The 10,346-nt window shown below is 51.9% G+C and carries 13 protein-coding genes; 4 read left to right on the top strand and 9 right to left on the bottom strand.

Annotated elements, in window-relative coordinates:
* From AWU74_RS02270 to coaE, 3 genes are all read right to left on the bottom strand, one after another.
* Window positions 1-568, bottom strand: a 568-nt coding sequence (locus AWU74_RS02270) for a hypothetical protein (RefSeq protein WP_162504687.1), incomplete at its 3' end; no start/stop codon positions are given.
* Window positions 569-712: 144 nt separating this feature from the next.
* Window positions 713-1,504, bottom strand: a complete 792-nt coding sequence (locus AWU74_RS02265; RefSeq protein WP_062327129.1) for an SPOR domain-containing protein — start codon at window positions 1,502-1,504, stop codon at window positions 713-715.
* Window positions 1,471-2,139 carry a dephospho-CoA kinase gene (gene coaE / locus AWU74_RS02260; RefSeq protein ID WP_162504686.1) on the bottom strand — a complete coding sequence of 223 codons (669 nt, stop codon included), beginning with the start codon at window positions 2,137-2,139 and terminating at the stop codon, window positions 1,471-1,473. The genes AWU74_RS02265 and coaE overlap by 34 nt, the downstream gene beginning before the upstream one ends.
* Before the next feature lie 93 nt (window positions 2,140-2,232).
* On the opposite strand from coaE, the gene AWU74_RS11435 reads away from it, so the two are divergent.
* From AWU74_RS11435 to AWU74_RS02250, 3 genes are all read left to right on the top strand, one after another.
* A complete protein-coding gene (locus AWU74_RS11435) occupies window positions 2,233-2,397 on the top strand; it encodes a hypothetical protein (RefSeq protein ID WP_187149449.1) in 165 nt (54 codons plus the stop codon).
* A 153-nt stretch (window positions 2,398-2,550) separates the two neighbouring features.
* On the top strand, window positions 2,551-2,832 hold the full coding sequence (locus tag AWU74_RS02255; protein WP_059370570.1) for a type II toxin-antitoxin system RelE/ParE family toxin: 282 nt from the start codon (window positions 2,551-2,553) through the stop codon (window positions 2,830-2,832).
* A gap of 79 nt (window positions 2,833-2,911) precedes the next feature.
* Window positions 2,912-3,214 (top strand): HigA family addiction module antitoxin, encoded by a 303-nt coding sequence (locus AWU74_RS02250; protein ID WP_059370572.1) that lies wholly within the window; start codon window positions 2,912-2,914, stop codon window positions 3,212-3,214.
* A 73-nt stretch (window positions 3,215-3,287) separates the two neighbouring features.
* Here AWU74_RS02250 and AWU74_RS02245 read toward each other — a convergent pair whose 3' ends face one another.
* The 3 genes from AWU74_RS02245 to AWU74_RS11430 form a co-directional block, all read right to left on the bottom strand.
* The gene (locus AWU74_RS02245) at window positions 3,288-4,976 is read right to left on the bottom strand and encodes a site-specific DNA-methyltransferase (protein WP_062327126.1); all 1,689 of its coding nucleotides are present in this window, start codon (window positions 4,974-4,976) and stop codon (window positions 3,288-3,290) included.
* A gap of 345 nt (window positions 4,977-5,321) precedes the next feature.
* Window positions 5,322-5,903: a DUF6338 family protein gene (locus AWU74_RS02240; RefSeq protein ID WP_162481755.1), complete on the bottom strand. Its 582-nt coding sequence runs from the start codon at window positions 5,901-5,903 to the stop codon at window positions 5,322-5,324.
* Between the two features lie 458 nt (window positions 5,904-6,361).
* Window positions 6,362-6,514, bottom strand: coding sequence for a hypothetical protein (locus AWU74_RS11430; RefSeq protein WP_162481849.1), 153 nt, complete (start codon window positions 6,512-6,514; stop codon window positions 6,362-6,364).
* Between the two features lie 410 nt (window positions 6,515-6,924).
* Between AWU74_RS11430 and AWU74_RS02230 the strand changes: the two genes are divergently transcribed.
* Window positions 6,925-7,944 carry a PLP-dependent cysteine synthase family protein gene (locus tag AWU74_RS02230; RefSeq protein ID WP_062327122.1) on the top strand — a complete coding sequence of 340 codons (1,020 nt, stop codon included), beginning with the start codon at window positions 6,925-6,927 and terminating at the stop codon, window positions 7,942-7,944.
* 38 nt (window positions 7,945-7,982) lie between these two features.
* Here AWU74_RS02230 and dnaB read toward each other — a convergent pair whose 3' ends face one another.
* From dnaB to rpsR, 3 genes are all read right to left on the bottom strand, one after another.
* Window positions 7,983-9,317, bottom strand: coding sequence for a replicative DNA helicase (gene dnaB, locus AWU74_RS02225; RefSeq protein ID WP_059370903.1), 1,335 nt, complete (start codon window positions 9,315-9,317; stop codon window positions 7,983-7,985).
* Window positions 9,317-9,859 (bottom strand): 50S ribosomal protein L9, encoded by a 543-nt coding sequence (rplI, locus tag AWU74_RS02220; RefSeq protein ID WP_059370901.1) that lies wholly within the window; start codon window positions 9,857-9,859, stop codon window positions 9,317-9,319. Before rplI ends, dnaB begins: the two co-directional genes overlap by 1 nt.
* Before the next feature lie 107 nt (window positions 9,860-9,966).
* Complete coding sequence (gene rpsR / locus AWU74_RS02215; RefSeq protein WP_059370904.1) at window positions 9,967-10,272, bottom strand: 30S ribosomal protein S18; 306 nt, start codon at window positions 10,270-10,272, stop codon at window positions 9,967-9,969.
* Window positions 10,273-10,346 lie beyond the last annotated feature (74 nt).

The following is a 10,346-nucleotide window of genomic DNA, read 5'->3' as shown; positions in this document are numbered from 1 at the left end:
CGGGGAAGCGGGGGGCGGTTTTGCCCGGGGCAAGGGGGAGGGTGAGCGTCAAACCCTGCGCCGTTTTGCTTGGGTAAAGCTCGACCGGGCTTTCGCGGACTATGCCCGCCGCGCCCGAAAAAGGCGGAAGCACGAAGCGCACCGCAACGGCGCCCACATGACTCCCGCTGGTACGCGGAACGGCGCTGCCGGCGCCCGCTCGCGGCAGAGTTATCCGCCCGGTCGGGGTAAGATATGACACAATAACCGGGTTAGCAAGGCGGGACAGTGCGTTGCCTTTGACAAGATTGCCGCCTAACAGCGTAACCGCAGGCAAAAGCCGGATTTGCCCCGCCAATTCGCTCGTCAATTCCGCGTTTGCAAAAGCGGCTATACCGGACAGCTCGTGCATATCGGCAGAGACGAACGCGAAAAACACGCACCGCTCGTAACGGGCGAACAGCGAAGCAGACTGCGTCAGCGCGGGCGAATCTTTCGCCTCAAACAAAAGCGCGGACGCAAGCGAAACAGTTTCTGCGCGGACGGCGTGCGCGACAATAAGCAGACAAAAAAGGGGTAGCATTTTCATGCTATCCTTTATGGAGGAGTTTAAGCGGCTTTGTGCGCGTTTTCGGCAAAAGCGCCGCGATTAATGCTGGAAATGCGCGCTATAAAGCTATTTGGAGGCAAGCTGAAATTTCCCCGAGCACACCCCAGAGCGACTTTGATGCTGCTATCGCGCCGCTGATACGAATGTGGTAGCTTTGGCGAATTGGTCTATGAGCGCGATTCGCTCCTGCCAGGACTTCGCTTCGGTTTCGGTCGCATACGGTCCGACGCGGACGCGGTAAAACGTTTTGCCCGTTGCGTCAATATGGGTAAATATTTCCCCTTGCAGTTTATTCTCGGCGAGCACGGCAAGCGCGGATTCGGCGTTTTTCCGAACCGTAAACGACGCGGCCTGCACCCAGTATTCTTTTCCCGCTGCTGTTTTGGCTTTCGGAGCTGGCGTCGGGGCGGGTTTAGTTGGTTTTGCGGCGGGAAGCTTCGCCGCATTCTGTGCCGTATTTTGCGCTGATTCCGCCGCCCGCTTCACCTCCGCGGCTTTTTTCTCGGCAGCGGCGGCGACCGCCTTGCGCGCAGCCTCGTTTTCGGGCGTTACGCTCGCCGGCACCGATTTAAGCGCATTTAAATCAATCGTTGTGGAGCTTCCGTATACGTGCGCATTCTCCGCGTACACCGTTACGTCGTTCGCCTTTTGCGGCAGCACGGCATTCGGCTGCTGCTGTGCACTTTCATTCAACGGGGAACCTATGCCCTCCGCGCCGACAGGCCGCGGTTCCGTTGGACGGGGGAGCGGTGGCGGCGGAATCGTCCCTATACCGCTCACTGCTTGCGGGGACACCGGCGCGGCTGAAGCGTTTTTGGAACGCGGCGTGTACAGCAGCAATGCGGTTCCGGTAACCACCGACAAAAAAACACCGACCGCAGCTATAATCCATAAAGTTCGCTTTCCTTCTTCCATATCACATACCCTCTCTTTTCGCAGTAGCGGAGAAAATTGTCCACCTTTTGCTCAAGGTGGGCGAAGCTCCCATTGTTCCATATGGTGTATATATCGGCATTCGCGCGTTTGTATTGAGAACGGATATGCCGCTGTGCACGAAATCTTTCCAGAATCCGCCGCGCCGGAAGCCGGTTGCGCCGCCGCACGCGGAAAAACCGGACGATACGAGGAGCGTCGACGTACAGGACGAGAGGACAGCGCGCCATAAGCGCCGTTTTGCAGAGCACGGCGGCGTTGATCGCGACGTGCCGGTCGGGGTGCGCGTCGATAAACTCCGTAATGAGCCGCTCCGTTTCGGGGTGGACGAGCGCTTCCTGCCGCGCCAGCAGCGCGGGGTTTTTGAACAAGAGCGAGCCGAGCGCTTTGCGGTTCAGTTCCCCGCCCGAAATGAGGCTGATTCCCGCCCGCTCCGCGTCGCGACGGAACAGGCGCACGATTTCGTCCCGTTTTTCGGCAATGACGCGGTGCGCCAGCGCGTCCGCGTCGACGCAGGCAAACTCGTGCGCGGCGAGGATATCCGCCACGGCGTTTTTACCCGCGGCGAGCGGTCCGGCGAGGCACAAGATAAGGCGAGGGAAGGCGCGGCAAGTCATCCGGCGACTCCACTACGGACGCATACCGCAGGCTTGTTATCGAGTTTCCTGAGAAATTCCGCGGCACATATTGAAAGGCACACAGGCAGAGGCATGGAGGTGGAAGCCTGTGTGCCGCTCGCGTTCACTTTCTGCGCCGCTTTTTCCGTCTGCATGACTACCTCCAGAGCTAAAAATGATAAAGAGGAAAGATACCGCACCTATCTGTCGTTTGGCAACGCCGAAATTTGCCGGAAGCGGTGCGTTGCTTTCTTTTGACACACCGGAGCGTCGGGATATTTCCGAACGGTTCGTTTCAGTTTTAAAGTGGAACAATCACAGTCCTCTTTCTTTTCCGCGGGTTGATTAGTAGGATGATGCAAGGGATTTACAACACGCTTTCAAGACTTAGTCATATTTGACAGAGAGACGATGATTAAATCATTCAATGATAAGGAAACTCAGAAAATCTTTAATGGCACGGTGTCAAAGAGATTGCCGACGGACATTCAAGCACGGGCATTCAACAAACTGACCGCTATTCATGCCGCAAGTGTCATCGAGGATTTAAGGATACCTTCGTCGAACTGTCTTGAAGCGCTCAGAGGGGACAGGAAAGGGCAGCATTCTATACGAATTAATGACCAGTATCGCGTTTGTTTCTATTGGAATAACAATAATGCCGAAAATGTCGAGATTACAGATTATCATTAAGGAGCCAGCGAAGGTTCCCCTCTTGGCAAAATAAAACGTATTGTGTAGTATGTAATACGGAATAGATAAGGAGCCTGTTATGGATACATATATTCAACTCGACCACACTGGCAAGTATCTGCAAGAAGAGTTTATGCAGCCCTATAACCTGTCCCGGAACGCATTAGCGCGGGCTATAGACATTCCTCCCAACCGCATAAGTGATATTGTAAACGGCAAACGCGGTATCAGCGCCGATACTGATTTGCGGCTGACCACGCTTTTTGGTCTTTCAGAAGGTTATTTTCTCCGCTTTCAGGAGCATATTGAAACGACTTTAACAAAGCGCAAAATTGAACACGTTTTGAAGCAGATTAAGCCGCTAAAGGCGGCTATATTGTAGGGTGTAAGAAATAAAACCGAGTCCGGTCTATCGCCTAGACCGGAACGGTGGACTGCTCCCTATCGCGTTCCCTTTATGTAACCTGTTCTACTTTTCCGTTTATCTTCAGCCTGATTACCTCAGTGTTCTCAAGCCCGTCATTGTCAACAACCTTTATGGCGATAGTATGGCTTCCTGTTTTGAACGAACAGGTTTGCGTTCCTGTTTTGTCAAGCAAAACCTGCGGCTTGAATCCCTTTTCGGCGTCATACATAAAGTCCCAGCTATAAAACTCGATTCCGGCGGGGCTTTGTCCCGCCGCGGCAAACGCTATCTTCCGCGTTCCCTTTTCGTCCTGTTCCATTTCGCTGATATGAACGCTGATAGCGGGCTTAACGGCAACGGGGACTATCTCTTCAACCCGGAGCAGGCGGATGAGTATGCGTTCTTCGTTTTTAAGGCGCGAGGTTTCTTCTATCGCGCCCCTGCCGAAAGAAAAGGCGATGATTGTGCCGACCGGCTTGAGGGCTGCCGCGTTCTGTTCAAAGAGGCTTTTGTCAAACTGCTTGGCGGATACGGAAAAGTTTTTGATTACGTTGACGCCGACAGTGTCCGAGCGTTTTACCTGTATCGGCGTGCCGTCCGCAGCCTTGCCGTCAATGCCCTTGTCCCCGCCTTTTTTGTTCTGGGGCGTTCCCCCGCATTGCGCGATTATCCAGCTTTCAAATTCAAACGCGTCCTTGTAGCGGAGCATATCGTAATCGTATTTATGGAGCTGCACGGTATAGGGCGCGGTGAATAAATCCGTCTGTTTTTGCAGCCTGAACTCCGTAACCTTTATCGCCTGCACCGACTGGTCAACGCCGAGCCACCGGCGGTTTAGTCTGTCCGCCACGGCAATCGTCGTGCCGCCGCCGGCAAAGGGGTCGAACACCGTGTCGCCCTCGTTGCTTGCCATTTTGATAATGCGTTCAAGCAGTGCTTCCGGCTTTTGCGTGGGGTAGCCTATTGCTTCGTGTCTTTGTACCAATAGTATATCATCCCATATTTCACTTAATGGCACGCCCGGGCTTTGATTTGAATAATATTTTAATCGTGGAGTTACCCCTTTAGGAGGAAAGTAGACTAAACCTTGTCTATCATATTCATCTAATTTATCAGGAGTTGTAACCCAATGCATGCCTTCTTTCCCGTGTTTGTTTGGATCGATGTTTTTCCAAACTTTTCCTGTTTCACCGTTGCGTTTACCGCTTACCAATAAAGGCACTGTTTGATAAACACCCTTTTCGTCTTTATTTTTGTACAAATCTTTAGATGCTTGTGAAAGCCCCATAAACACCTGATTATATATATGGTTTTTTGACTTTGCATAATAGAAAATTGTATCGTAATTCTTTCTTGCGGCTTTAGAGATACTGGAACGGGTGGAACTTCTTTTCCAAACAAATTCATTTATAAAACCGTCTTCTCCGAAAACTTTGTCTAAAACAAATACCCGAATATATGCGTTTGCGTGCCAGTCGCAGTGCAGAAAGATACTGCCCGTCGGCTTCAGTATGCGGTGCATTTCCTCGACGCGCTCTTTGAGCCAGTCTATATAGTGGCTTATGCCGCCCGCCCAGCGGTCCTGAAAGCTGCGGACTTCGCCCGCGTCTCCCCAGATGACCTCATAGTTCCGGTTGCTGAAGAACGGCGGGTCAAGGTAAATCAAATCCACGCTGTCCGCTTCTATGGTTTTGAGGATTTCAAGGTTGTCGCCGAGGATGAGGCGGTTTATGGACATAAGGTTTTACTCTTTGCTGCCGATTTCCAGCGAGCCGATTATTTTGACGGCACTTTCGGTGGCGGCGAAGGAGGCGGTAGGGCTGGTTTTTTAATTTCAACCAATACGGGATTGCAATCCCTTGTTAAGACAGTCCAATTTTCCCCATTCATTAGAGGCTGTAGTTGTTTGGCATTCATTTTGCGCTTCTTCTCATTCGTCACGGTGTGCAGGCATTATTTTGACTGTGCCTTTGGCGGAGGGGACGGGGGCGGTACAGCCGGTTTTTTAATTTCAACCAAACCTCGCCCGTCCCGTGCGATAATCCAAGTCTTGCCGTCTTTATAAATTAACGGTCTCGGTGCTTCAGCATTCATTTTGCGCTCCTTCCAGCTTATCGTCAAATTTTATAAACTCGACCATTTCAACGTTGGCAGCATCTATCAGTATCTTTGAAACAGTCGGTAATGGAATTGTAGCAGATTTTCCGTCTTTATCAATAAGCCATTCGGCATTCTCTAAAACAAAGTGTCCCTGTTGCGGATTGTTTGGCCATTCCAGCGGATAACCCATTATTCTCCGCTCGTCTTTCAACTCTAAAACAATATATGTCTCTGTCGCAGAAAATGTTCCATACCATTCAGACGGATATGAAGTCTTTTTTGTTATCCTTAATAAACGCAATAGTGTATGTATAATATCATTGTTGTAAAGAAACGCCCATAAAAACCCCAAAATCATTGCAAAAACTACTGAACAGAGCGCTTCATTAAATGGAAGCGATTTCACAAGCGCATTTATGATTACTGTGTATATGAGCGCGAACACGACTGCTTCAAATTCGGACTTCTTGGGGAACGCCGTTAAAGAATAAAAGAGAAATGAGGTGATAAACCCGGGCAGCAAAAAATTGAATAGGGTTATCAATTCGCCTGTAATCATATTCATAATGCTATTATACTACATTTTTTTTGTAAGTTTAAGTAAGAATTAGACAGTAAACTGACAAAGCTAAAGACTTGGCGCTTTGTTGACACAATGCCACCTTCTTTTATAAGCATTATCCCCTACTATCGCATACAGTTCAAGCGTCACGGCGGGCATATCGTTGTCCACAGAGGGCGCAAAACTGCCTTGTTTTATCACAAAACTGCCTTGTTATACTTTGCAACTGCCTTGTTTCACTCCATAACTGCCTTGTTCTGTTTTATAACTGCCTTATCTTGCTTCAAAACTGCCTTATTTTATTTTGTATTAAGGCAGTTACGATTTGAATTAAGGCAGTTATATTTTGTAACAAGGCAATTTTGCTTTGTTACAAGGCAGTTACACTTTGTATTAAGGCAGTTTTGCTTTACAGCAAGGCAGTTTTGACTTGGATTAAGGCAGTTACACGGCATAACTGCCTAGATATATTTTATATCCGCCCAGTTACACGCCGCGTCTGGGCAGCCCCGCTCCGCCTCTCTGTCGGGTTTCCTCAAAAAACCCGAACGTTCGGCAAAGCCGAACGCAATATGCGCCCGGCAAAACCCGCGCGAAAGCCGTTTGCCGCACACAGGCTTTGCCTCTGTGCCTGTACCGGTATGCGGCGAGTCTGTCGCAAGCAACGAGCCGCTCGGCGAGGGCAACAAATGTCGGGCGTTCGCTTTGTCCCGTCCGCCGCCTTAATCTCCGCTTCCGTCAAACCATACAGCCGATATACCACCTCGGTGACCATATGGTCGTCAACGGCCGCGTCTCCGGCTGCTCCGGTTGCCTGAAATTGTTCGGAGACGCGGACGCCGTAGCCGTGGAGAAGTTTATTCTATGCTGAATGTTTTTTTGCCTTTTTACGAATAAGGCTTGACTTTTTTACTGTTGATACTATTATTTCTATGAGTTCGCTAGTATATAAATCTAGTCGGCTCATGCCAAATATCCAAAACGGTGGTTATTTGCATAAAATTTGAGAAAAGGACGTCATATCATGGGAGACAAAACAAGAGGCGGCGTGTACAAGTCGATTTCGGAATTAGTGGGGAATACCCCGCTGGTGGAACTGACCAATTATGAAAAGGCAAACAAACTGGAAGCCGCGATAATCGGGAAACTGGAGTATTTCAACCCCCTGAGCAGCGTGAAGGACCGGATCGCGTTGTCTATGATTGAAGCTGCGGAAGCCAGCGGCAAGCTGACAAAGGACACGCTAATCGTTGAAGGAACCAGCGGAAATACCGGCATAGGGCTTGCGGCCTATGCGGCAGCCAAGGGCTATAAATTCAGGGTGTATGTCCAGGACAACGTGAGCGAGGAACGGTTTAAAATAATGAGGGCATTTGGAGCGGATACGCGGAGATTATTCAGTGTCCCCGCGGTGTTAAAGATAGTTCAGGAAACCCACGGCGATATTGTCGCGGCATTTGGGGCGCTTGACAGCGAGTTGCAGAAAGAAGCCAGGGAAACGGGGCTTAAATATATACTGCTGAATCAAACCGCCAATCCCGCTAACCCCGATATACACAGGGCGACCACCGGACCAGAAATATGGGAGGACACAAAAGGCAGAGTTGACATTCTTGTTGCCAGTTCGGGTACCGGCGGTACCATAACCGGCGCAGGGGAATACTTAAAATCGAAAAACCCCAACATAAAAGTCGTTGTGGTGCAGCCCGGCCCCAATACGCTGCCAACCCCGGACGGCAAATTTCCGGACAGGGACATAACCGGCGTTCATCCGGTCGTCGGCGTGCCGGAGAGTTTCTTGCCCAAAACACTAAACAGAAACATCTATGATGAGGTCATCGCCGTTGAGGCAGACGACGCCTACGCAACCGCACGGAAAATCGCCAAGGCGGACGGCATTCTCGTAGGCGCCTCATCGGGAGCTACGGTGTACGCCGCAACAGAACTTGCCAGGCGGCCGGAGAATAAAGGCAAAACCATCGTCGCTATTCTGCCGGATTCCGGATTTACCTATTTATCAACAGATATGTTTAATCAAGAGTAGTTTTTAAGAGAAGGAGATAAGCTGTTGTTTACAAGAGCTTATCCCCGCGCAAGGTTCTCGAACTTGGTAAACTGCGGCAGAAAGACGATTTTCACCGTGCCGATAGGACCGTTCCGCTGTTTTGCGACGATCAGCTTCGCCTCAAGCTGCTGCGGGCTTTCCTCCGCCTGCTTCTGCCGGTCGCGGTGAATGAACAGCACCACGTCGGCGTCCTGCTCGATCGAGCCGGATTCCCGCAGGTTCGCCAGATTCGGCTCCTTTTCCTCCGCGTCGCGGCTCACCTGCGACAGCACCACCAGCGGAATCTCCAGCTCGCGGGCAAGACTCTTGAGCGAGCGGGAAATCTCGGCAATCTGCTCGAAGCGCGGCTTGTTGTACGTGTTTTCGAGCGAAACGAGCGAAATATAGTCGATAAAGATGATTTTTACGTGATACGCCGACACCATTCGGCGGGCGAGCGCCCGCAGGTCGAGCAGCTTCATGTTCGGCGCGTCCACCAGACACAGCGGCGCCTCGTACAGGCGGGCGCCGGCGTCTTGCAGACGCTGAAAATCGCTGATTTTCATGAAGCCGTTTTTGATATGTTCGGCGGGAATCTTCGATTCCTGCGTCAGCATGCGCAGCATGATTTGCAGCATAGACATTTCGAGCGTAAAAAAGCCGACCGGAATGTTCTGGTCGAGCGCCATATGCTGCGCCATAGATAGCGCCAGCGCGGTTTTCCCCATAGACGGGCGCGCCCCGATGATTATAAACTCCGAGTTCTGAAACCCGCTCGTCAGCGCGTCGAGTTCCGTGAGTCCGGAGGGGATTCCGGTGTACGCCTCGCGGTTTTTGGTACGCTGCTCTATCAGGTTTATGACCGGCAGAACGCCGAAATCTTTGTCCCGAGGGTCTTTTATGTCGTAGGTGTTGTTCAGGTCGGTGAGTGCGTAGATTTTATTCTGCGCTTCTTCGAGAACCGTCCGCGCCTCTTTCGTTTCATCGTGCGAATCGGCGGTAACTTCGGCGGCTATTTTAATCAAATCCCGCCGTATCGACGAGTCGAGCACTACCCGCGCGTAATACTCGACGTTCGCGCTCGTCGGCACCGTGTCGGTGAGCGACGTTACATAGGCGACGCCGCCCGCCGCGTCAAGCTGCCCCGCCGACCGAAGCTCCTCGCACAGCGTGAGCAGGTCGCACTGCTCTCCCTTCTGAAACAGAGAAAGCATCGTGGCAAACACGATTTCGTTGCGCTTGAGGTAAAAGCGTTCGGGGCGCAGGTACGCGATGACCCTGCCTATCGCCTGCCAGTCCAGCAGCACCGCGCCCAAAACCGCCTCTTCCGCCGCTTCGCTGTGCGGCGGGATAGAATCCCGCAGCAGCGCCATTATTCGGCTTGCGCGCCGTCCGTGTTTTCCGTCGCCGATTTCGGCTGAGCCGCTTGTTTTGGCGGCTGCGCGCCTGTAAGAGACGGACGCGCTTCACTCTGGCTCCGCACGACGAGCGGCATTTCGGCAACCGCTGATTCGTACAGACGGATAGTAACCGTATACCGCCCCGTATGCTTAATTGCGGTGCCCGGCAGTTCTATGCGCTTCTGCTCAATCTCAAACCCGCGCTTGCCTAATTCTTCCGCAATCATGTGATTGGTGACGGCACCGTAGAGTTTTCCATTTCGACCGACCGGCACAGACAGCTCCAGCGTAAGCTCCTCCAGCCGGGACTTCAGACTCGAAGCGTCTGTGCGTTTTGCCTGTCTGCGCGCCTCGATTTCGCTCTTGCGCGCTTCAAAAACGGCAGCAGCGCGGTCGCTGTACAGCACCGCGAGCTTTCGCGGGAAAAGGTAGTTGCGGGCGTACCCATTCGCGACATTTTTCACCTCTCCCTCTTCGCCAAGCTGTTCTACGTCCTGATTCAAAATGACTTTCATGTTCCAAGCTCCTCGTTTCAAATCCGTACAAAAAAATGCCCCGCCTTTGGACGGAGTTGACCAGAGGCGGGTGTTGCGTTCAGCGCAGACACCGAACGCCAACGCGACTAATTCGCGACAAACGGCAGCAGGCAGATAGCGCGCGCGCGTTTGATTTCAAGCGTAAGTCCCCGCTGATGTTTGGCGCAGGTGCCGGTAATCCGGCGCGGCAGAATTTTCCCGCTCTCCGTCGTAAAGCGGCGCAGCGCGTCGGGTTCTTTGTAATTCATCTTCAGCTTCTGCGTGCAAAAGCGGCAGACCTTTTTTCTATAAAAAGGCTTTCTTTTGTCCCGCGCGTTGCCGCGTTGCTCTTCTGAATCACGCGGCAGTGTTTCCGATGCTTTTTCAGCAGTATGCACTTCACTATCGCTCATACGTTTCTCCTGTTGAACGAACATATCGTCATCTTTGCAAAATCGCCGTATGTGTGCCGCGCGTCAGAACGGCA

It is taken from the genome of Treponema endosymbiont of Eucomonympha sp., from assembly GCF_001028545.1.
Note: the sequence above shows the minus strand (reverse complement) of the source record. Positions and strands in the feature narration are given on the sequence as shown.

Excerpts from the sequence above, each read along its gene's own strand:
- dnaB (WP_059370903.1), bottom strand. The coding sequence starts at position 9,317 with ATGGCGCTGCTGCGGGATTCTATCCCGCCGCACAGCGAAGCGGCGGAA.
- AWU74_RS02265 (WP_062327129.1), bottom strand. The coding sequence starts at position 1,504 with ATGGAAGAAGGAAAGCGAACTTTATGGATTATAGCTGCGGTCGGTGTT.
- AWU74_RS11435 (WP_187149449.1), top strand. The coding sequence starts at position 2,233 with ATGGAGGTGGAAGCCTGTGTGCCGCTCGCGTTCACTTTCTGCGCCGCT.
- rpsR (WP_059370904.1), bottom strand. The coding sequence starts at position 10,272 with ATGAGCGATAGTGAAGTGCATACTGCTGAAAAAGCATCGGAAACACTG.
- AWU74_RS02255 (WP_059370570.1), top strand. The coding sequence starts at position 2,551 with ATGATTAAATCATTCAATGATAAGGAAACTCAGAAAATCTTTAATGGC.
- AWU74_RS02245 (WP_062327126.1), bottom strand. The coding sequence starts at position 4,976 with ATGTCCATAAACCGCCTCATCCTCGGCGACAACCTTGAAATCCTCAAA.
- coaE (WP_162504686.1), bottom strand. The coding sequence starts at position 2,139 with ATGACTTGCCGCGCCTTCCCTCGCCTTATCTTGTGCCTCGCCGGACCG.
- rplI (WP_059370901.1), bottom strand. The coding sequence starts at position 9,859 with ATGAAAGTCATTTTGAATCAGGACGTAGAACAGCTTGGCGAAGAGGGA.
- AWU74_RS02240 (WP_162481755.1), bottom strand. The coding sequence starts at position 5,903 with ATGAATATGATTACAGGCGAATTGATAACCCTATTCAATTTTTTGCTG.
- AWU74_RS02230 (WP_062327122.1), top strand. The coding sequence starts at position 6,925 with ATGGGAGACAAAACAAGAGGCGGCGTGTACAAGTCGATTTCGGAATTA.
- AWU74_RS02250 (WP_059370572.1), top strand. The coding sequence starts at position 2,912 with ATGGATACATATATTCAACTCGACCACACTGGCAAGTATCTGCAAGAA.